Source organism: Solwaraspora sp. WMMA2065, assembly GCF_030345075.1.
GTDB lineage: Bacteria > Actinomycetota > Actinomycetes > Mycobacteriales > Micromonosporaceae > Micromonospora_E.
The window spans coordinates 6,366,467-6,387,773 of the sequence record NZ_CP128361.1 but is presented as its reverse complement, the minus strand read 5'-3'; the positions used below and the strand labels follow the sequence as shown (position 1 = coordinate 6,387,773).

Annotated in this window: 16 protein-coding genes; 6 read left to right on the top strand and 10 right to left on the bottom strand. The window is 72.1% G+C overall.

The genetic code is table 11. The features are described from left to right. The first annotated feature begins 87 nt into the window (after positions 1–87). Positions 88–1,629, top strand: coding sequence for a serine/threonine-protein kinase (locus O7610_RS29055; protein WP_281553522.1), 1,542 nt, complete (start codon positions 88–90; stop codon positions 1,627–1,629). 43 nt (positions 1,630–1,672) lie between these two features. Here O7610_RS29055 and O7610_RS29050 read toward each other — a convergent pair whose 3' ends face one another. The 10 genes from O7610_RS29050 to O7610_RS29005 form a co-directional block, all read right to left on the bottom strand. Continuing rightward, a complete protein-coding gene (locus tag O7610_RS29050; protein WP_281553521.1) occupies positions 1,673–3,043 on the bottom strand; it encodes an ABC transporter ATP-binding protein in 1,371 nt (456 codons plus the stop codon). Positions 3,044–3,167: 124 nt separating this feature from the next. Then, complete coding sequence (locus O7610_RS29045) at positions 3,168–4,007, bottom strand: Os1348 family NHLP clan protein (RefSeq protein WP_281553520.1); 840 nt, start codon at positions 4,005–4,007, stop codon at positions 3,168–3,170. 105 nt (positions 4,008–4,112) lie between these two features. Then, the gene (locus tag O7610_RS29040) at positions 4,113–4,268 is read right to left on the bottom strand and encodes a hypothetical protein (RefSeq protein ID WP_233606460.1); all 156 of its coding nucleotides are present in this window, start codon (positions 4,266–4,268) and stop codon (positions 4,113–4,115) included. A gap of 84 nt (positions 4,269–4,352) precedes the next feature. Continuing rightward, positions 4,353–7,844 (bottom strand): cyclic nucleotide-binding protein, encoded by a 3,492-nt coding sequence (locus tag O7610_RS29035; RefSeq protein WP_289212294.1) that lies wholly within the window; start codon positions 7,842–7,844, stop codon positions 4,353–4,355. Positions 7,845–7,970: 126 nt separating this feature from the next. Continuing rightward, on the bottom strand, positions 7,971–8,426 hold the full coding sequence (locus O7610_RS29030; protein ID WP_281553518.1) for an SRPBCC family protein: 456 nt from the start codon (positions 8,424–8,426) through the stop codon (positions 7,971–7,973). Positions 8,427–8,545: 119 nt separating this feature from the next. After that, a complete protein-coding gene (locus O7610_RS29025; RefSeq protein WP_289212293.1) occupies positions 8,546–10,087 on the bottom strand; it encodes a S1C family serine protease in 1,542 nt (513 codons plus the stop codon). A gap of 62 nt (positions 10,088–10,149) precedes the next feature. Beyond that, positions 10,150–11,766, bottom strand: coding sequence for a sensor histidine kinase (locus O7610_RS29020; RefSeq protein WP_281553516.1), 1,617 nt, complete (start codon positions 11,764–11,766; stop codon positions 10,150–10,152). Continuing rightward, a complete protein-coding gene (locus tag O7610_RS29015) occupies positions 11,763–12,464 on the bottom strand; it encodes a response regulator transcription factor (RefSeq protein WP_281553515.1) in 702 nt (233 codons plus the stop codon). The genes O7610_RS29020 and O7610_RS29015 overlap by 4 nt, the downstream gene beginning before the upstream one ends. Before the next feature lie 88 nt (positions 12,465–12,552). Next, on the bottom strand, positions 12,553–13,374 hold the full coding sequence (locus O7610_RS29010) for a lysophospholipid acyltransferase family protein (protein WP_281553514.1): 822 nt from the start codon (positions 13,372–13,374) through the stop codon (positions 12,553–12,555). A gap of 152 nt (positions 13,375–13,526) precedes the next feature. After that, positions 13,527–14,312, bottom strand: a complete 786-nt coding sequence (locus tag O7610_RS29005; RefSeq protein WP_289212292.1) for a GNAT family N-acetyltransferase — start codon at positions 14,310–14,312, stop codon at positions 13,527–13,529. A 120-nt stretch (positions 14,313–14,432) separates the two neighbouring features. Between O7610_RS29005 and O7610_RS29000 the strand changes: the two genes are divergently transcribed. The 5 genes from O7610_RS29000 to O7610_RS28980 all read left to right on the top strand — a co-directional run bounded on the left by O7610_RS29000 (position 14,433) and on the right by O7610_RS28980 (position 21,277). Then, positions 14,433–15,191: a hotdog fold domain-containing protein gene (locus O7610_RS29000; RefSeq protein WP_289212291.1), complete on the top strand. Its 759-nt coding sequence runs from the start codon at positions 14,433–14,435 to the stop codon at positions 15,189–15,191. A gap of 26 nt (positions 15,192–15,217) precedes the next feature. Further along, complete coding sequence (locus tag O7610_RS28995; RefSeq protein ID WP_281567421.1) at positions 15,218–16,132, top strand: ABC transporter ATP-binding protein; 915 nt, start codon at positions 15,218–15,220, stop codon at positions 16,130–16,132. Next, positions 16,129–16,956, top strand: a complete 828-nt coding sequence (locus O7610_RS28990) for a DUF2705 family protein (RefSeq protein ID WP_281553510.1) — start codon at positions 16,129–16,131, stop codon at positions 16,954–16,956. Before O7610_RS28995 ends, O7610_RS28990 begins: the two co-directional genes overlap by 4 nt. 225 nt (positions 16,957–17,181) lie before the next feature. Next, entirely contained in the window at positions 17,182–21,087 is a 3,906-nt protein-coding gene (locus O7610_RS28985) for a multifunctional oxoglutarate decarboxylase/oxoglutarate dehydrogenase thiamine pyrophosphate-binding subunit/dihydrolipoyllysine-residue succinyltransferase subunit (RefSeq protein WP_289212290.1), read from the top strand. A 13-nt stretch (positions 21,088–21,100) separates the two neighbouring features. Beyond that, positions 21,101–21,277, top strand: a complete 177-nt coding sequence (locus tag O7610_RS28980; RefSeq protein ID WP_199757927.1) for a DUF6104 family protein — start codon at positions 21,101–21,103, stop codon at positions 21,275–21,277. Positions 21,278–21,307 lie beyond the last annotated feature (30 nt).

Below are 21,307 nucleotides of genomic sequence, written 5' to 3'. Positions count from 1 at the left end.
TGTTCACCTGTTTAACGTGCCGTTGACAGGACGTGCCAATTCGCGCAGCCTGATACGACCTCCACTCCCCAGGCAGGTGCGACAACGATGGCATCGCTGCAAGCGGGCGAACTACTCGCCCGCAGATACCGTCTCATCGACCGGATCGGTGCCGGCGGCATGTCGGTCATCTGGCGCGCCCGCGATGAGGTGCTCGACCGGGTGGTCGCGGTCAAGGTGCTCGCCGCGTCGTTGGCCGCCGACGCGCGGTTCCGCAGCATGGTGCGGGAGGAGGCGCGGTCCGCCGCCCAGCTGATCCATCCACACGTGACCGCGGTGCACGACTACGGCGAGGCGGTCGCACCGGACGGCACCGTCACCGCGTTCGTGGTGATGGAGCTGCTGTCCGGCGAGGAGTTGGACGCCCGGCTCACCGCCGGCCCGCTGGCCTGGCCGGCGGCGGTGGAGACCTGCGCCCAGGTCGCCGAGGCGCTGGCCGCCGCGCACCGGTTGGGCATCGTGCACCGCGACGTCACCCCGGCGAACATCATGATGACCTCGATCGGCGTCAAGGTGCTCGACTTCGGGATCGCCACCCAGATCGGTGCCCCCGACGAGGACGAGGAGGGCGAGACCTTCGGCACCCCGGCGTACGTGGCCCCGGAACGCCTCGACGGCCGGCCGGCACAGCCCGCCACCGACGTCTACTCGCTCGGCGTCCTGCTCTACGAGACCCTCACCGGCCGGGTGCCGTACCCCGCTGACACCTGGGACGACCTGCACCGGGCACTCGATCAGGAGATCCCGCCGCTGACGGTGCCCGGACTGCCCACCCCGGTCGCCGAGATCTGCCTGCGCTGCCTGTCCCGGGACCCGCTGAGCCGCCCCACCGCGCACCAGGTCGGCGCCGCGCTGCGGGACCAGTTGCTACCCGCCGATCCGCAGGCGGCGACCATGCTCGCGCCGACGATGGCCCTGCCGACGATGACCGAGTACGACGCTGCGCCACCCGCCGCCGCCGAAACATCGGCCCTCGGCTCCGATTCACCGGCCCCAGACGCCGGAGCACCGGCTGTCGACGGTCGACGGCGGGTCGGCCGGCTCGACTCCAGGGTCGCCACGCTACTGGTGGTCAGCGCCGTCGCGGTCGCCGTGATCCTGCTGCTGCAGCCCGAGGTGCTGCGGCGGCCGGGCAGCGACCATCCGCCGCCCGGCGGGCAACCGCAGTCCACCGGTACACCCGCCGGTCCCACCCCGCCGACGCAGCCGACACAGCCGGGGACGTCGGCGGACGCACCGCCCACCGACGCGCCAGCCACCGGCGCCGCGCCGACCCCCACGGCAACCGACACCGCACCAGCGGCGACCGCACCGGTCGTTCCGACCGTCGACGAGGCGATCACCCTGCTCGGTCAGGTGATCGACGACGGGCTAACGGACGGTGCGATCCGCCGCGATGCCGGCCTCGACCTGCAGAACCTGGTCCGGAACCTGCGGACGTCGTTGACCAGTGGCACCGCGGACATCGACCGGGACGTCGACCAACTGCGCCGCAAGGTGCGGATCCGCGCCGACGAAGGCGCGATCACCTACGCGTACGCCGACAAGCTGGACTCGGCACTGGACCAGTTGGCCGGTGCCGCTGTCTGACCGCCGGCAGCCACGGCACCAACCGGGTCGCGGTACGGGCGTGTCAGTGCAGGCGGATGCGATGCCCGGACCGGTCGAACAGCAGGAGCCGGTCCAGATCCAGCGCCATGGTCATCGTCTCGCCGGGCTGCGGCGGCGCCGCCGCCGGCACCCGGACCACGACGTCACCGTCACCGCCCGGTGGGTCGGACGGATCCGGCTCGTACACCGGGTAGAAACCGTACCGGGTCCGAGCGGTCGCCGGCCGGTCCGGACGGCGCTGCTGCGGAATCATCCGGGCGATGGTCTCCCGCAGCTGGTGCCGGGGCGGCGGATCCTCGGCCAGCAGCTCGGCCAGGTGGTTCTGCGGATCCGGCAGGTCCAGTTGCGACTCGGCCGGGGAGGTGGGCACACCGCCGGTATCCACCCAGACCAGTGCCTCGTGGCCGAGGTTCTCCACGGCCCGGACCGTGCCGCGCAGGGTGACTGACAGCGTCCGGTCGGACCCTGCCGGGTCCGGGCCGCCGGGCAGCGCCGGGTCAGCGCCGGTCGGCGGTACGGGGTGCAGCGCGTCGGCCCGCAACGCCACGGTCACCCGCTCGGTGTGGTGCTCGGCCAGCCGGGCCACCCGGGCGTCGCCCACCGGCAGTTCCAGCACCTGCGAACCGAGATCGATCACCATCCGGTCCGGCTCGGCGTAGACCGCCCCCTGCAGCAGGCTGGTCCGCGGGGTGCCGAGGAACGCCGCGACGAACAGGTTCGCCGGGTCACCGTACACCTGCGCTGGCGGCCCGGTCTGCTGCAGCCGGCCCTTGCGGAGCACCGCGAGCTGGTCCGCCATGGTCAGTGCCTCGGTCTGGTCATGGGTCACGTAGACGGTGGTCACCCCGTGCCGGCGGGCCAGCGCCGTCACGTCGGCCCGCAGCTCGGCGCGCAGCCCAGCATCCAGATTGGACAAGGGTTCGTCCAGCAGGAACGCCTTCGGCTGGCGCACGATGGCCCGGGCCATGGCGACCCGTTGACGTTGCCCTCCGGACAGCACGGCGGGCTGCCGGTGCAGGTGTTCGGCGATGCCCAGCTCAGCGGCCACCTGCCGGATCCGCTGTTCCACCGCCGGGCCGTGCCCCACGCGCAGCGGAAAGGCGATGTTCTGGGCGACGCTCAGATGCGGGTACAGCGCGTAGTCCTGGAACACCATGGACACCTGTCGTCGCTGCGCCGACCAGCCGTCCACCACCCGGTCGTCGATCAGCACGTGCCCGGACGTCGGAGTCTCCAGGCCGGCGACCAGCCGCAGGATCGTCGACTTCCCGCACCCGGTCGGCCCGAGCAGCACCAGGAACTGGCCGGACGGGACCGCGAGACTCACCCCGTCGACTGCGACAGTGCCGTCGTCGAAGACCTTCGTCAGCCGGTCGGTGGCGATGGCGACCACGCGATCACCTCCTGACCCCATCGTCAGGCCCAGCGGCCATCGACGCCAGCCCCTGTCGACGGACGGCCCGCGACCGCCGGTGAGCGGTCGGCGGCGGCACCGCCGACGGCGACCGTCGGGAAGGTCAGCGCAGTTCCTCGGGAAGCCGCAGGTTGTCGCCGATCAGCCCGCCGCCGGCCGGGGGCGGGGATGGCGGCGTGGGCGGGGGTGGTCCGGTGGGCGGGGGCTGGTTGGTGACGCTGCGGTCGAGCCACCCGTCGCCGTCGTCGTCATAATGGGTCTGCTCGAAGAACCCGTCACCGTCAGTGTCGTACGCCGCGGAGTCGACCAGACCGTCGGCGTCGTCGTCCCGGCCGACGAAGTCGGCCCGACCGTCGCCGTCCTGGTCAACCAGTATGTCCACCCCGCCGTCCGCCCGTCCCCGGACGATGTGCCGGTCCCACTCGCCGTCGCCGTCGACGTCCACCCGGGTCCGGTAGTCCTCCGGCACCGCCGGCTCGACCGGCTGGGGTGCCGTGCCGAGCCCGGCGGACCGGTCCGGCACCGGCGGACCGGCGCCCTCCGGCCGTGCCCCGAAGCCGCTGTCTTCCCCGGCCGAACCGAACCCACCGCCGGACCCGGCCGGCCCGAAGCCGCTCTGTGCACCGGCCGGCCCGAAGCCGCTCTGCGCACCGGCAGAGCCGAGAGCCTCGTCGACGGCACCGGCCGCCGCGCCGATGTCGCCGAAGCCGCCCATCATCCCGGTCAACGGGCTCAGCAGCCCGAACGCGCTGGACTGGTTCGCCCGCGTCTCCACCGCCGCCGTCGAGCCGCCCCCGGCACCGCCCATCTGGGTCCGCAGCAGCTCCTGCTCCTCGGCGGTGAGCTGATAGCCGGCTAGCGCCGCAGTCGGGTCGGCGGCCAGCGCGGCGGCGAATCCAGGGTCGGTCAGCAGGCGTTCGAGCGCGGTGTCGAAGTCACTCATCACCGGTCCCCTCGTCGATGTCGCTCCAGGGTAGTCCGGGGCCACAATCCGCCACGAGCCCGGCGGCGTCCGGCGCGGGTCGCCGGTGACCGGACGTCTCCTCGATCAGTCCAGCTCCGGCATTGGTACAGGCTGCGGCCTGGGCCGGCAGGTGCCGCACTGCAACGCGTCCTCGACGACCAGCCCTTCCGCCCGTCCCCGCCGCTCCGACCGGTGCACCTCCAGCAGATACGGACCGAAGCGGGCGTGGTCCTCACACACGCCTCGACCGCAGAACCGGCAGCCACCCCGCGCCGCCTTCGGACAGAACCAACAAAGCACCTGTATCTCCGCTCGGATCGATGTCTACGTCTGTTCGCCGAACGCGCAGCCGACAACCAATACATCGCTTCTCACCTGCCGACTGAGCTTGCCACTGTCCGTGACGGTGACCGTGATCGTCACGGACCCGGTCCCGATCGACTCGTTGGACGCCACTGGGCCGACGGTGCCCTCGTGTGTCCCCGCACCACGGAAGGTCTCCACGCGCTCCACCAACCCGCTGTACCGCGCGACGACGGTCAACCCGGCAGGCGAGTCGTCCGAGACCACGACCATCCAACGCACGCTGCTCGGGTAGTCGCTGCAGGGCCCGTTATCGGTCACCAGGGTGATCGGGCCCTGCGGCTCGATCTCCCAGCCGATCACCGGAGGCTCATTCGGCGGTGGGGCGGTGGTCGGCGGTGGGGCGGTGGTCGGCGGTGGGGCGGTGGTCGGCGGCGCCGTGGTCTCCAGTGGCGTACCGGTCGGCGGACCGGTCGTCGGCGCTGCCGTGGTCGGCGCCGGGGCGCTGGTCGGCGGCGGGCCGGGCGGGCTCGGCTGCGCGGTCGGGGTAGTCGGCTGCGGCTGGCGAGTCACGCCGGGGTTCGGCGCCGGGACCGGCGTCGGCTGGCTGGTCGCGGAAAGATCCGGCGACGGGCTCTGCACCGTCGGCGATCCGCTGGTAGCGCCCGGAGCGGGGGCGCTCGGCGTACCGCCGGGCGGGTCGACGACCTGGCCGTCACCGCAGCCGAGCTGCTCCCCGGTGGCCCGCAGGGACACCCCGTTGCGCCGTACCTCACCGAGCGACACCCGGGCCGTTCCGGCGTTCACCGCGAACCAGGCCTCGCCCCGGTTCGCCAGTACCGAGTCCTGGCTGATCACGGTCATCGCCAACGGTCGGAAGGCACCGGAGACGCTGGCAGTGTCGGCCAGGATCCGGCCCCGGTCCAGGGTCAGCTCCCCGCTGGGCGCGACCGGCCGGGTGCCGTCGCTCCACAGCGCCCCCACCTCGGCTTCGACCCAGGCGCAGAGCACCGTGGCGGCCCCGCCCCGGAAGACGAGTTCACCGGCCGACCGGTCGGCGACCTCGATCCGGTCCCCCTCGGCGACGTATGCCGCCGCACCATCGCGCAACGTCAACAGCCGCCCACCGGCGGTGCGCACCTCGACGGTGCCCCGCTCGGCCCGCAGCAGCGCCCGGTCGGCCGGCATCTCCGCCCAGGCCGGCCCGGGCAGCAGGTTGCCGCCGCTGATCAGCAACGCGAACAGCAGCAGGAGCAGCACCAGCCACCACAGCCGGCGCTCGAACCGCCGGTCCACCCGGTCGTCGGTGTCCCCCGGTGGTGGCGGGCCGGGCGGGGCGGCCAGCGGCGGATAGTCGGCGGGCGGATGCACGCCGCTGGTCGGCGGACCGCCGCGGACCGTCGCCGCAGCGGCCTCGGCCACCTGCGACGGCGCCGCGCCGAGCAGCATCGGCAGCCCGGCGACGGCCGGCAACTGCCACAGCCGGGTCTGTGTACGGGTGGTCGCGACCACGTCCGGCGGATCGGCACCGACCGGGCCGATCATTGTGCCCCGGCGCAGTTCGAGGCCGTCCATCAGGGCGATCACACCCGATTCGAGGACCACCGCGTCGTACGGGCCGGACAGCCGGACCGGCGCGCCGGGCGGCAACGTCACCGGCCGGGCCCGGGACACCAGCCCCAGCCGGTCCTCCGGGGTCAGCCCGGACAGTGCGGGGGTCTCGGCGAACAGCGACTCGGCGGCGGTCCGGTCGGTCGACGGCGGACCGGGCAGCGGGCCGACGACCGTGGCGACCGCGGTCGGCGGCACCGCCAGCAGCGTCGTACCGGCGGTGCGCCAGGTGAGCGTGGCCGGCGTACCGGTCAGGGCGCTGGCCAGACCGACCAGGCCGCCCGGCCCGAGCCGTTGCCGGACCGTGCCGGCCGGGTCACTGGGCGCCCGGCCCTCCACCGCGCCGTCGACCACGACGTAGACCGCCGGCTGGGCCGCGCCGGCGGCGACGAGTTGCTGACCGGTACGCGGGTGCACCCAGCGCGCCTGGGCGGCGAGCCGGTTCAACGCGCTGGCCGGCAGTGTCCGCAGCGCGCTGGCACGCAGCGCGTCCAGCCGCCGTGGGGTGTCGCTGGCGTGCCGCCGCTCGGCGAGCGCGCCGCGCAGCCGCCGCCAGCGCTGGGCCAGCCAGCCGGCTGCCAGGTAGACAAGCGGGGCGGCGAGGCCGGCGACCACCGCGGCGAGCAGCAGCCGGGCCGGCCACCCGGACCGCCACAGGCCGAGGACCAGGCCGGCGACCCGGTCGGTCCAGATCCGCCAGAACAGGTTGACCGCGATGACCACCCAGAGCACGGCGAGCGTCCCGTACAGGGCGACCAGCCTGCCCTCCCGGTCCAGCGCCGACCAGCGCGGGCCGCGCCGGCGCAGCCGGCCGACGACGTAGGCCAGGCCACGGGTACGCAGATTCGGGATCTCCAGCCAGTCCATCAACAGGTAGTAGCCGTCGAGGGCGAGGAACGGATTGAGGTTGAACAGAGCGTTGAGGTACCAGGCGAAGGCGAGTTTGAACGTCCACGGTGCGGCGGCCGGGAAGATCAGCCCGACGATGCCGGCGACGCCGGCCAGCACCAGCCCGGCGGCCGGCCCGGCGGCGGTGGTGATCAGCCGTTGCCGGCGACCGGCCAGCCAGACGTCGGTGGTGTCGACGAAGACCGACGGGATGCCGAAATAGATGAGGAAGCCGGCGGCCGGCACCCGCCGGCCGGCGTGTTTCGTGGCCAGGGCGTGGCCGAGTTCGTGGCAGGCGAGGGCAACCACGTTCAACCCGAGCAGCACCGCCGCGCCGGCCGCGTACGACCCGCCGGTGAGGAAGACTGCCTGCTCGCCGCGCCACCAGGTCCAGCAGAACGCGGCGAACCCGGCCAGCGCGACGACGGCCAGCAGCACCGCCGCCAGCCGGGTGAACAGGAACCGGCCGCCGCCCCGGTAGAGGGCGCCGACCAGCGGGTCGACGTCGGCCAGCACGGTACGCCGGCCCTGCGCCACGGCCAGCAGGGTGCGGCCGAACCGCAACGGCCACGGCCGGCGGTGCACCCGGGCCAGCGGGCGGAACGCGTCGACCGGCAGCTCGGCGAGCATCCGGTTGCCGGCCAGATCGGCGACGACCCGGGTGACCTGGTCGGGGGCAAGCCGGCCGGCGATCCGGGCGAACTCCGCGACCAACCGGGCCACCGTGCGGCTGCCGTCCATCAGCTGGGCGAGCCGCCACTCGTCCGAGGCCAGCCGCAGGTAGCAGGCACCGCCGCGACCGTCCGGCGAGCGGAGCATCACGTACGGCATCCCGCGTACCGAGGTCAGCTCGACGTGTTCGATACCGGGCCGCAGCACCGGCCGGGCCCGGGCCGGGTTGAGCCGTTCGACGACGGCACCCCACAGCCCGGCGTCGGCCGGGGCGACCGGCTGGCCCGGTGCCCGGCCGGCCAGGGCCTCCCACACGCTCATCCTGGTCTCGACGACCGTCACTGTGCCTGCTCCTCCGCCGCTACTTGCGGCTGCAGGTTAGACCGCCTTGTCGACCGCACGCGACTGCTCAACCGCTTCGGACAGCATGTCGTGCGGAAAAAGTCCCGTCGATCGACTACGCCGGGGTCAGCCGCTCATCCTTTCGGCCAGGGTACGGGCCCGGAACATCTGCACCCGCCTGGCCGTGCGCACCACATAGGAGCGCAGCAGGGTCGGCATGGTGAGACTCACAGTGACGGTGACCGCCGATCCGGTGCCATCGGGCTCGGTCTCCATCACGAACCGCACCGACACCCGCGCCGGGCTGCGTACCTGCATCACGAGTCGGCGGCCCGGATCGGTATCGGTCTGCCGGACGTGCAGGATGTTGTCGTACCGCAGCGGTCCGACGATCTTGAACCGCTCCACCGCGATGTACCGCAGCACGGTGTGGCCGTCGGCGTCGGTGCTCCGCTCGATGTCACGGACCGCGACGATCAGCGGCGAAAGCCCGATGTGGTTGGCCGGGTCGGCCAGGTGGGCGTGCACCCGGTCCGGTGCCGCCGCGACGGTGAACCGGTCGGTGAAGGTCTCGGTGCGCACGCCGGGAAGGTAGCGAACGCCAGGGAAGAAGCGAACGGCGGGCGGCGTGACCAACCCCCTTGGTCACACCACCCGCCGCTCTTTTCGGGGGAGGCAGGTCCATCTGTGTCACATTGCGGTCACGGCGCGTCGACCAGGGTCGCGGAGGCGGTCCGCGCCTCGCCGTCGCGCTCGTAGGTGATCTCGATCTGTTCCCCGACCTGGCCGGACTGCACCGCCGCGACGAGATCATCCGAGTCGTTCACCGGGGTGTCGCCGATCCGCACGACCACGTCGCCCTGGGCCAGGCCAGCCTGGTCGGCCGGGCTGCCGTCCTCGACCGCAGCGATCAACGCGCCGCCTTCGTCAGCCGCGGTCACACTCACTCCGAGGTACGGGTGGCTGACCTCCTCGCCGGCCATCAGCGCTTCGGCCACGTCGTTGGCCTTGTTGCTGGGGATCGCGAAGCCGACCCCGATGTTGCCCTCGCCCTGACCGGAGGTGGCGATCGCCGTGTTGATGCCGATCACCTCACCGTTGGTGTTGACCAGGGCGCCACCGGAGTTCCCCGGGTTGATCGGGGCGTCGGTCTGCAACAGCCCGGACATCGAGCTGACCTGGCCCCCGCCGCCGAACGGGCTCTGCTGCTGGCCGCCACCCACCGAGATGGTGCGGTCCTGCGCGCTGATGATCCCGGCGGTCACCGAACCCTGCAGACCCAGCGGGCTGCCCAGGGCCAGTACGGTGTCACCGACCCGCATCGTGCTGCTGTCGCCGAGGGTCGCCGGGGACAGCCCGTCCACGTCGTCGACCTTGACCACGGCCAGGTCAGTGCGCGCGTCGGTGCCGACCACGCCGCCGGACGCGGAGCCGCCGTCGGCGAAGTACACGGTGACCGATCCGCCGCGCGCCGACTCGACGACGTGGTTGTTGGTCAGGATGAAGCCTTCGGCATTGAGCACCACACCCGAGCCTTCACCGGAGCCGGTGGAGATGGACACCACGCTGTCCTGGACGGCGTCGGCGATCTCGGCGAGCGACGAGCGGTCGATCACCGGTGCCGCGCTGCCGCCACCGTTGCTGCCGGTCTGCACCGCTGGCGCCGCGCCGCCGTTGTCGAAGGCGGCGACGACCGCACCACCGACCGCACCGGAGCCGAGCATCAGGGCGAGGACGACCGCCGAGCCGGCGACGATCCGACCGAGCCGGTTCGGCGGCGGCTGTGCGCCGGCCTGGGCGGCGGCACCGGGCGGCGGCGACCAGCTGACGTGCGGCTGGCTGTAGCCGTGCCCAGCGTACGGCTGGCCGTGGCTCCACTGCCCGTGCCCGTACGACACCTGGGCGTAGCCGGGAGCGTACGGGCCGGCCTGCGGCTGGCCGCTGAGCGGCGCTCCGGTGACCGGCTGAGCCGACGTGGGTGCCTCGGGCGCGGGTGCCTCGGGCGCGGGAGTCACAGACGCGGGAGTCACAGACGCGGGAGCCTCAGGTGCGGGTGAGTTGGGCGCGGGCTGAGCCGGTGCGGGTGAGCCGGCGTACGGCTGGTTGGTCGGCGTCCAGTCGGTGGACGGACGCCCGGCGGCCGGGTCGGGCTGGCCCGACCCAGCCGGGGCCTGCCAAGGGCTGGCCGGCGGTTGAGCCTTGTCCGACGGCTCCGCCGGCGGCGTGGTCTCGTGCTCGCTCATGTACTCAGATTGCCCCCCGGCACTTTGACGCACCTGATTTGCGGCTGAGGTTTTGCTGAAAATCATGATTCGCTGTCGTCGATGGATTCGGAGTCGGCGAGGTCCGTGTCGGCCAGCGGAAGCCGGACCCGGAAGGTGGCGCCCCGGCCGGGCTCGCTGTGCACCTCGACGGTGCCCGAGTGGGCGGCGACAAGGGCGGCGACGATCGCCAGCCCGAGTCCGGTGCCGGTCGGCCGCCCCGTGCTGCGGGTACGGGCGGCATCGGCCCGGTAGAACCGCTCGAAGACCCGTTCGGACTGCTCCGGGGTCAGACCGGGCCCCTCGTCGGCCACCTCGACCGTGGCGAACCCCGGCTCGGTGGCTCGCAACCGCAGAGTGACCGGCGTGTCGGCCGGAGTGTGGTTGATCGCGTTGGTCATCAGGTTGCCGATCACCTGACGCAGCCGGGCATCGTCGCCCAGCACGACCAGCCGGCCGGCACCGGGCCCGATGTCCAGCTCCACCCGGCGCTGCGGGTCGACCGCCCGGGCCGCCTGCACCGCGTCGCTGGCCAGCACCGGCAGCTCGACCGGCGCCAGATCCAACGGGCGTTCCCGGTCGAGGCGGGCCAGCAGCAGCAGGTCCTCCACCAGCAGACCCATCCGGGCCGCCTCGTCCTCGATCCGGCGGACCAGCCGGGCCGCTTCCTGCGGCGACGCGGCGGCGGCCCCCTGCCGGTACAGCTCAGCGAAGCCGCGAATGGTGGTCAACGGGGTGCGCAGCTCGTGCGAGGCGTCGGCGACGAACTGGCGCATCCGCTCCTCGGACCGGCGGGCCCGGGTCTCCGAGGACTGGGCCGCGACGGCGGCTTCCCGGGCCGACGCCTCAGCCATCCGGGCCGCCCACTCGGAGCTCGCCCGCGCGGTGAACGCCGCCTCGATCTGGGTCAGCATCGCGTTGAGCGTGCGGGACAGCCGGCCCAGCTCGGTCTGCGGCACGTGCACGCCCGGCTCCGGGTCGGGCACCCGCCGGCTCAGGTCACCGGCGGCGATGGCCGCCGCGGTCTGCTCGATCTCGACCAGCGGCCGCAGGTTGGTCCGTACGATCGCGGCACCGGCCAGTGCCAGCAGCGTCACCACTCCGATGCCGACCAGGATGTCGATCCAGACCAGCCGGCTGACGGCCCGGTCGACGTCGACGAGGCTCTGCCCGACCGCGATGACGTCGCCGGTGGGCAGCGACGCGTAGAGCATCCGCCAGCGTGGGGCGCCGTTGCGGGCGTACACCGTCTTCGGCTCGCCCTGCAGCGCGGCGAAGCCGTCCCAGTCGGCCGGCCAGCGCGGCAGCTCGCCGGTGGCGATCCGGTCGTCGTCGTAGTAGGGCCCGCCGATCGGGCCGTCCTGGTACGAGACGACCACCAGGTAGTTGGTCGGCAGCGGGGCGTCCACCGAAGCTGGCTGGTCCCACACCGGCAGGCGTTGCGCGTTGCTGACCTCCTCGCGCAGCTTCACGACGTAGTCGCGCAGGTCCGTGTCGATCTGGTCGACCAGGTAGCTGCGCAGGAAGAACGCGCTGCTCACGCTGATCACCAGCAGCGCGGTGAGGACCAGGCTGAGCACCGACGTGACCAGCTTGACCCGCAGCGGTACGCCGCGCAGCCAGCCCGTCACCGGGGCGGGCGCCAGCGTCGGCCTGCTCACGCCGCTGGTTTGCGCAGCACGTAGCCGACGCCACGCAGGGTGTGGATGAGCCGGGGCTGGGTGTTGTCGATCTTGCGGCGCAGGTACGAGATGTACGACTCGACGATGTTGTCGTCGCCCCGGAAGTCGTAGTTCCACACGTGGTCGAGGATCTGCGCCTTGGACAGCACCCGGTTGGCGTTGAGCATCAGGTAGCGCAGCAGCTTGAACTCGGTCGGTGACAGCTGCACCCGGTTGCCCGCCCGGTAGACCTCGTGGGTCTCCTCGTCCAGCTCCAGGTCGGCGAAGGTGAGCCGGGACGAGATCTGACCGCCGTTGCTGGTACGCCGCAGCACCGCCCGGATCCGGGCGGTCAGCTCCTCCAGCGAGAAGGGCTTGGTGACGTAGTCGTCGCCGCCGAGGGTCAACCCGCGGATCTTGTCGTCGGTGGCGTCCCGCGCGGTGAGGAAGACCACCGGGGTACGGGTGCCGGCCTCCCGCATCATCCGGATCACCTCGAAGCCGTCCAGGTCGGGCAGCATGACGTCGAGCACCACGAGGTCGGGCCGGCGCTCGCGGGCGGCGTTGAGCGCGGCGCTGCCGCTGGTCGCGGTGGTGACGTCGAATCCGGCGAACCGCAGACTGGCGGAGAGCAGTTCGAGGATGTTCGGGTCGTCCTCGACGACGAGCAGCTTCGCCTCGGTCTGCGATGCGGTCATGACCGCATCATCCCGGATCGGTCTGGGTTCGGCCTGGGGAGCCGCTGACAATCAGCTGAGAGTGAGCTCCACGCCCGGACGAGTGACCTCAGCCGACAAGGTCGAGGGCGGAGCGGGCCGGTGCCGGGTCGCGGTCGGCGAGCCGGGCGAGGGCCCGCCGGTGCCGGAACCGGTCCGGCGGCAGCGGCGCACCGGCGTCCAGCGTCACCACCAGGTCCCGCAGCCCGAGCACCCGCCGTACCGACGGCCACAACGCCTCGTCTCCGATGAACGCCGCCACGCTGGTCGGCACCGGCCCGGCCGGGACCGCGCCGGCCGGCCCGGCTGGCGGGGTCCTGGCCGGGCAGGCGAAGTGGTACGTGAGGGTGAGCGGGACGACCGGCACCTCCGCGTCGAGCGCAGCCTGGAACAGCGCGGGACGAAACGGTGCCGGGCGCGGCGCACCCGAACTGCACCGACCGGCGGAGGTGGCCCGGCCGGCGGTGCCGCAGGTCGTGGTGGCCTGCGGGAACACCGCGATCTGGTGCCCGGCGCGCAACGCAGCGGCGACGTCAGCGACCGTGCCGGGCAGCGTACGCGGCCGGTCGCGGTCGATGAACAGGGTGCCGCCGACCCGGGCCAGCGCGCCGATCACCGGCCAGCCGCGGATCTCCCGCTTGGCCAGCAGCCGGGCCGGGGTGACGGCGAGGATGGCCAGGGTGTCCAGCCACGAGACGTGGTTGGCGGCCAGCAGCGCCGCCCGGACCGGCAGCCGGCCGACGAGCCGCAGCCGGACGCCGAGCGTACGCAGCAGTCCGCGGGCCCACAGTCGCCCGGCGACCGGGCGTAGCCGCCGGGTGAGCAGCGGCAGCAGCACCAGCAGGACCAGCCCGGCGGCGAGCATGCCGAGCACACCGGTCAGCCGGGTCAACCGGGTCAATCGGCCGGCGGCGGGCACGGTGGGCGGGGGCGGCAGACAGCCGGCCCCACACCCGGATCGGGGTCGCCAGAAAGTGCCGTGCCCGACCGGTCGCGGTGACCTGGCGAGCGGTCGCGGTGACCTGGCGAGCGATCTCGGTGCCATCACAGCTCCAGGAAGTGACGCAGGTAACGGGGATCGATCCGGTCCAGCGACAGCAGCACGTACAGGTCGGCGACTGCGAAGTCGGGGTCGTACGCGGGTTCGCCGCACACCCAGGCGCCGAGTCGCAGGTAGCCGCGCAGCAACGGCGGCATGCCGACCCGGCCGGTCCTCGGCAGGACCGGTGCGGGTGGCGGTTCGGGTTCGGCGAGCCAGGGGCGACGTGGCCGCACCCGCAGCAGCGGCGGGGCCAGGTGCCGGTCCCGGACCGTGCGCCAGACCGCGTGGGCGCTCGCCCCGCCGTCGTGCAGCGGCACCGACGCACAGCCGCCCAGCCAACGCAGGTCACGTTCCCGCAGGTAGCGGGCGATGCCGGCCCAGATCAGGTTGATCACCGCGCCGCCCCGGTGGTCAGGGTGCACGCACGCCCGGCCGGCCTCCACCAGGTGGTCACCGATCAGCCGCAGTGGTCTGGTGTCGAACTCGGTGTCGGCGTACCAGCGACCGAGCCGGGCGGCGCGGTCCGGCGGCAGCAGCCGGTAGGTGCCGACCACGGCACCGGTCCGGCCGTGCCGGACGATCAGGTGGTCACAGTGTTCGTCGAACCCGTCAATGTCCCGGTCGGCGTCCAACCCGCCGGAGCGGGTGTCGCAACCGGCACCGAACTCGGCGGCGAACACCTGGCGGCGCAGTCGCTGTGCGGCGGCGACCTGGTCGGTGTGATCGGCGACCGAGACGACGTAATCGCTGGTCCTGGTTGGGGTGGCGGCGGTCAGCAACACGGCCATGTCATGTGTTTAAGGTGCCCCGGAACCGTCGGCGTGTCGGTAGCGGATGGCACCGGTGTCGATCCGGTGAACGGCGGTGGCGATCGAACGGCGGTGGCGGCCGACTGCGAGGATGGTCCGATGCTGATCTCCGCCCGGTTCAACGGCCCGACCGGCTCTGCCAACGGCGGGTACGCGGCCGGCCGGTTCGCCCAGGCGCTGCTGCGCGCCGACCCGGCCACCGTGGTTCCCGGTCGACCGGTCCGGGTGACCCTGCGCCGGCCGCCGCCGCTGGACACCGAGCTGCGGGTGGTGCGTACCGCCGACGACACCCTGAGCGTGGAGACCGGCGCCGATCCGGTCACGCTGATCGCCGAGGCCGAGGCGGTCCACGGCTCGATCGGCGGGCTGACCGGCCCGGTTGACGGCTCGGCCAGCCCGGCGGGCGGGCCGCCCGTACCGCCGGTCGACCTGGCCACGGCGGAGGCTGCCAGCTCCCGGTACCCGGGACACGACGCCCATCCGTTCCCGGACTGCTACGTCTGCGGCCCACGGCACCCCGACGGTCTGCGGGTGTTTCCCGGGCCGGCGGGTGACGGACGCACCGCCGCGCCGTTCGTCGTCCCGGACGACCGTACGGTGCCGACGGTCTGGGCCGCGTTGGACTGCCCCGGCGGCTGGACGGTGCTCGCCGCGGGCCGGCCGTACCTGCTGGGCCGGATGACCGCGACGGTGGCCGCACTGCCGGCACCCGGCCAGCGCTGCGTGGTGGTCGGCGAACTGATCGAAACCAGCGGCCGCAAGGCCGAGGTACGCACGACGCTCTACGATGCTGCGGGACAACCGCTGGCGGCGGCCCGGGCGACCTGGATCGCCATCGCCGGACCCGCCGCCGGGTGACGGGGCGGTGTGACGAGAGGAGCCACATGTCGGAGGACGGACGCATCGTCGTCTCCGGGCTGACCAAGCAGTACCGCAATGTCCGCGCGGTCGACGATCTGTCGTTCACGGTGGAGCCGGGGCGGGTGACGGGCTTCCTCGGCCCGAACGGGGCCGGCAAGACGACCACCCTGCGGATGATGCTCAACCTGGTCACGCCGACCAGCGGTCATGCCACCGTGGGTGGGCGACGGTACGCCGACCTGACCGATCCGCTGCGGCACGTCGGCGCGGTGCTGGAGGCGTCCAGCGCGCACAAGGGCCGCTCCGGGATCAACCACCTGCGGGTGATCTGCGCCGCCGCCGGGTTGCCGCTGCGCCGCGCCGAGGAGACGCTCGGCCTGGTCGGGTTGACGCCGGCCGCGAAGCGCAAGTTCAAGGGCTACTCGCTCGGCATGCGGCAGCGGCTGGGGATCGCCGCGGCGATGCTGGGCGACCCGAAGGTGCTGATCCTCGACGAGCCGGCCAACGGGCTGGACCCGGAGGGGATCCGCTGGATGCGGGACCTGCTCAAGTCGTTCGCGGCGCAGGGCCGTACGGTGCTCGTCTCCAGCCACCTGCTGGCCGAGATGCAGCTGCTCGCCGACGACGTGGTGATCATCGCGGCCGGTCGGCTGGTCCGGCACGGCCCGGTCGGCGAGGTGATGGCCTCGATGTCCGGTGCCCCGACGATCCGGGTCCGCACCCCGCAGGGCGAGAAGCTGACAGCGGCGTTGAGCCGGGCCGAGGCGACGGTGCAGACCGCGCCGGACGGCACGCTGCTGGTCGTCGGGGCGGACGCGCCGACAGTCGGCCGGACCGCCCTGGCCGAGGGCGTCGAGCTGCATGAGCTGACCACCGAACGACCCGACCTGGAACGGGTCTTCCTGGACCTGACCAGCGCGAAGGCGGCCATCCGATGAACCTGGTACGCAGCGAGCTGCTCAAGATCACCACCACCGCCACCTGGTGGGTCTTCGGCCTGATCTACCTGCCGTTGTGGGCGGTCACTCTGCTGGTGAACTACGTGCAGACCAGCGTGCTGTCCGACCCGGAGCGGTTCGGCCCGACGACGCCGGAGAACGACGAGGTGCTCAGCGCCGTCAGCGAGGCGCCGGCGCTGGCAGCCAACCTCTACACCAACGGCCAGTTCTTCGGGCTGCTGGTCGTGATGCTGCTCGGCGTGATCGTGGTGACCAACGAGTACTTCCACCAGACCGCGACCACGACCTTCCTGACCAGCCCACGACGTACCGAGGTGGTGCTGGCGAAGCTGGCCGCCGCGTCGCTGCTCGGCTTCGTCTTCTGGCTGATCACCACGGTGGTCAACCTGATCGCCGGTGCGCTGGTGCTGGCCACGTTCGACATCGGTGCACAGTTCGGCTCGGGCGCGGTCTGGGAGGCGGTCGGGCTCAACGGCCTGGCCTACCTGCTGTGGGCGATCTTCGGGGTCGGCTTCGGGGTGCTGATCCGCAGTCAGCTCGGGGCCACCGTCTCGGCGATCCTGCTCTATTTGGGTGGCTACCTCGGCACAGCGATCATCCTTGCCACACTGGCGTCCCGGTTCGGCGACTGGGTCAGCGACCTGCAGTGGTTGGTGCCCTCGATCGCGTCGCAGTTGATGGTCGCCGGCACCGACCTGCCGGACAGCCCACCCCGGTGGACCGGCGCGCTGATCCTGATCGGCTACGCGCTGTTGACCGGCATCGTCGGTACGGTGATCACCCGCCGTCGGGACATCTCCTGACCGGTCGGGCCTACCACCACTGACCTGCCATTCCGGCCGGTACGGCAACCGCCGTGCCGGCCGGTACGGCTGGGGCAACCGTTGTGAAAAGTGACACGAGCCGCATGCGACAATGCCGCCCGTCGGCGTACGGCGTAGCCTGGTAGCCGTCCCGACCAGCGCCCCGACCCTGGTGGCGTCCCCCGCGTGACAAATCCGACCGCGTGAAAGAGGCGATTACCGGCCGTGTCGACCCAGCAGACTTCGCAGGACAATCCGCTGGCGGGCTTCGGCCCGAACGAGTGGATCGTCGATGAGATGTACCAGAAGTATCTCACCGATCCCGCCAGCGTAGATCCGGCTTGGCACGACTTCTTCGCCGACTACAGCCACGAGCAGGTCGCCTCGCCCACCGAGGCGGCCGCCGCGACGGCGACCACGGCGGCAGCCCGGGCCGGCACCGACGCGCCGGCCGCGCGGACCGCTCAGCAGACCGGGGCGCCCGCGCCGGGGCGCGGGACCACCCGCCGGGCGGCCGAGCCCACCACCACGGCAAAGAGCAGCCCCACCCGGGCGACCGCGCCGGCCGGCAAGGCTGCACCAGCCGGCAAGACGGCACCGGCCGGCAAGACGGCACCGGCCAAGCCGGCCGCCGGTCAGGAGGGCACGGGCAAGACCACCGCCGGCAGGTCGACCGGCAGCCAGCCCGCCGCGACCAGAACGGCGGGCAAGGCACCAGCCGACAAGACAGCAGCCGACAACGGTTCGGCGGCCGGTGGCAGTCGGCAGACGCCGCTGCGCGGGGTCGCCGCCCGGATCGTGCAGAACATGGACGCGTCGCTGGCTGTGCCGACCGCGACCAGCGTGCGCGCGGTCCCGGCCAAGCTGCTGGTCGACAACCGCATCGTGATCAACAACCACCTGGCCCGGGGCCGTGGCGGCAAGGTCAGCTTCACCCACCTGATCGGATACGCCATGGTCCGGGCGCTGGTCGAGCACCCGGAGATGAACAACTCGTTCGCCGAGATCGACGGCAAGCCGAACATGGTCGCGCCGGAGCACGTCAACCTCGGCATCGCCATCGACCTGGCCAAGCCGGACGGCTCCCGGACCCTGGTGGTGCCGTCGATCAAGGCGTGCGAGCAGATGGACTTCCGGCAGTTCTGGCAGGCGTACGAGGACGTGGTCCGCCGCGCCCGCCGAGGCGAGCTGACCATGGACGACTACAACGGCACCACGATCTCGCTGACCAACCCGGGCGGCATCGGCACCGTGCACTCCCAGCCCCGGCTGATGACCGGGCAGGGGGCGATCATCGGTGTCGGCGCAATGGAGTACCCGGCCCCGTACGCCGGGATGTCCGAAGAGACCCTCGCCGACCTGGCGGTCAGCAAGGTCATCACGCTGACCAGCACCTACGACCACCGGATCATCCAGGGTGCGCAGTCCGGCGAGTTCCTCAAGACCATGCACGAGCTGATCCTCGGCGAGCACGGCTTCTACGACCAGCTCTTCACCGCGCTGCGGATCCCGTACGAGCCGGTGCGCTGGGTACGCGACGTGGCGGTCAGCTCCGAGGGACAGATCAACAAGACCGCCCGGGTCAACGAGCTGATCCACGCGTACCGGGTGCGCGGGCACCTGATGGCTGACACCGACCCGCTCGAGTTCAAGATCCGTAAGCACCCGGACCTGGACGTGCTGCAGCACGGCCTGACCCTGTGGGACCTGGACCGCACCTTCCCGGTGGACGGCTTCGCCGGCCAGCAGCGGATGAAGCTGCGGCAGATCCTCGGCGTGCTGCGCGACTCCTACTGCCGCCGGGTCGGCATCGAGTACATGCACATCCAGGACCCGGAGGAGCGCCGCTGGATCCAGGAACGGATCGAGCGCGGCTACGAGAAACTTGACGCCGCCGAGCAGAAGCACATCCTCAACCGGCTCAACGCAGCCGAGGCGTTCGAGACCTTCCTGCAGACCAAGTACGTCGGGCAGAAGCGCTTTTCACTGGAGGGCGGCGAGTCACTGATCCCGCTGCTCGACGAGGTCCTGCAGTCATCGGCCCGGGCCGACCTCGACGAAGTGGTCATCGGCATGGCCCACCGGGGCCGGCTCAACGTGCTCGCCAACATCGTCGGCAAGCCGTACGAGAAGATCTTCTCTGAGTTCGAGGGGCACCTCGACCCGAAGTCCACTCAGGGCTCCGGGGACGTCAAGTACCACCTCGGTCAGGTCGGCAAGTTCACCACCCCGGACGGCGAGCACGGCATCACCGTGTCGGTGACCGCCAATCCTTCGCACCTGGAGGCGGTCGACCCGGTGCTGGAGGGCATCGTCCGGGCCAAGCAGGACCGGATCGACCTCAAGTTGGAGGGCTACACCGTGCTGCCGCTGCTGGTACACGGTGACGCCGCGTTCGCCGGGCAGGGCGTGGTCGCCGAGACGCTCAACCTGTCGCAGCTGCGCGGCTACCGGACCGGCGGCTCAGTGCACGTGGTGGTCAACAACCAGGTCGGTTTCACCACCGCACCGGAGCACAGCCGGTCCTCGCTCTACTCCACCGACGTGGCCCGGATGATCCAGGCGCCGATCTTCCACGTCAACGGCGACGATCCGGAGGCGGTCGTCCGGGTCGCCCGGCTCGCTTTCGAGTACCGTCAGGCGTTCAACAAGGACGTGGTGATCGACCTGGTCTGCTACCGGCGACGCGGGCACAACGAGGGCGACGACCCGTCGATGACCAACCCGCTGATGTACGCGATCATCGACTCCAAGCGCAGCGTCCGCAAGCTCTACACCGAGGAGCTGATCGGCCGGGGTGACATCACCATCACCGACGCCGAGGAGCTGCTGCGCGACTACCAAACCCAACTGGAGCAGGTGTTCAAGGCGACCCGGGACGCCGCCACCTCGGCGACCAGCCGGTTGCCCGGCCGCCAGCCGGAGCCGGAGCCGCAGGTGGCGACCGCAGTGGACGCCGCCGCCGTGCAGGCGGTCGGCGACGCGCACGTGGACCTGCCGGAGGGCTTCACCCCGCACAAGCGCATCCAGCAGCTGCTGGAACGGCGGGCGAAGATGTCGGTCTCCGGCGACATCGACTGGGGCTTCAGCGAGATCGTCGCGTTCGGCACGCTGCTCGCCGACGGGGTCACCGTCCGGCTCGCCGGGCAGGACTCCCGCCGGGGCACCTTCGTGCAGCGGCACGCCTCGGTGGTCGACGCCCACACCGGCCGCGACTACCTGCCGCTGGCCAGCCTGGTCACCGACGAGTCGCGGTTCTTCGTACACGACTCATTGCTCAGCGAGTACGCGGCGATGGGCTTCGAGTACGGCTACTCGGTGGAGAACCCGGAAGCGCTGGTGCTCTGGGAGGCGCAGTTCGGCGACTTCGTCAACGGCGCCCAGTCGATCGTCGACGAGTTCGTCTCCTCGGGCGAGGTCAAGTGGGGGCAGCGGTCGGCGCTGACCCTGCTGCTGCCGCACGGCCACGAAGGGCAGGGTCCGGACCACACGTCCGGGCGTCCGGAGCGTTACCTGCAGATGTGCGCCGAGGACAACATGCGCATCGCGATCCCGACCACCCCGGCGAACTACTTCCACCTGCTGCGCCGGCAGGCCCTGTCGCCGAAGCGCAAACCGCTGGTGGTGTTCACCCCCAAGTCGCTGCTGCGGCACAAGCTGTGCGTCTCCCCCGTCGCCGATTTCACCTCCGGCACCTTCCAGCCGGTGCTGCCGGACCCGGTAGCCGACGGCCGGCCGGCAGCGGTCAAGCGGGTGCTGCTGTGCACCGGCAAGATCTACTACGACCTGCTGCAGGCCCGCGTCGAGCGGCACGCGGTCGCCGGCGGCAACGGTCAGCTCGACACCGACACCGCAATCATTCGGATGGAGCAGCTGTACCCGCTGCCGGTGGAGCAGGTCCGCGCGGCGCTGGCCGGCTACCCGAACGCCGAGGACTTCGCCTGGGTCCAGGAGGAGCCGGCCAACCAGGGCGCCTGGTCGTTCGTCGCGCTCAACCTGCTGGAGCACCTCGACGGCGTACGGCTGCGGCGGATCTCCCGGCCGGCGGCGGCGGCACCGTCCGTCGGTTCGACGAAGCTGCACGACGCCGAGCAGTCCGCGCTGATCGACGCCGCGCTGCCGCGACGCTGACCGGGAGGGACACGTGTACTTCACCGACCGGGGCATCGAGGAGCTGGCGCAGCGCCGCGGCGAGGAGGAGGTCGCCATCTCCTGGCTCGCCGAACGGCTGCGTGACTTCGTCGACCTGCACCCGGAGTTCGAGACCCCGGTGGAGCGGTTCGCCACCTGGCTGGCCCGGCTCGACGACGAGGACGACTGAGCCAGGCGTTGACGCCGGACCCACCCGGGC

Excerpts from the sequence above, each read along its gene's own strand:
- O7610_RS29055 (WP_281553522.1), top strand. The coding sequence starts at position 88 with ATGGCATCGCTGCAAGCGGGCGAACTACTCGCCCGCAGATACCGTCTC.
- O7610_RS29045 (WP_281553520.1), bottom strand. The coding sequence starts at position 4,007 with ATGAGTGACTTCGACACCGCGCTCGAACGCCTGCTGACCGACCCTGGA.
- O7610_RS29025 (WP_289212293.1), bottom strand. The coding sequence starts at position 10,087 with ATGAGCGAGCACGAGACCACGCCGCCGGCGGAGCCGTCGGACAAGGCT.
- O7610_RS29015 (WP_281553515.1), bottom strand. The coding sequence starts at position 12,464 with ATGACCGCATCGCAGACCGAGGCGAAGCTGCTCGTCGTCGAGGACGAC.
- O7610_RS29005 (WP_289212292.1), bottom strand. The coding sequence starts at position 14,312 with ATGGCCGTGTTGCTGACCGCCGCCACCCCAACCAGGACCAGCGATTAC.
- O7610_RS29000 (WP_289212291.1), top strand. The coding sequence starts at position 14,433 with ATGCTGATCTCCGCCCGGTTCAACGGCCCGACCGGCTCTGCCAACGGC.
- O7610_RS28995 (WP_281567421.1), top strand. The coding sequence starts at position 15,218 with ATGTCGGAGGACGGACGCATCGTCGTCTCCGGGCTGACCAAGCAGTAC.
- O7610_RS28990 (WP_281553510.1), top strand. The coding sequence starts at position 16,129 with ATGAACCTGGTACGCAGCGAGCTGCTCAAGATCACCACCACCGCCACC.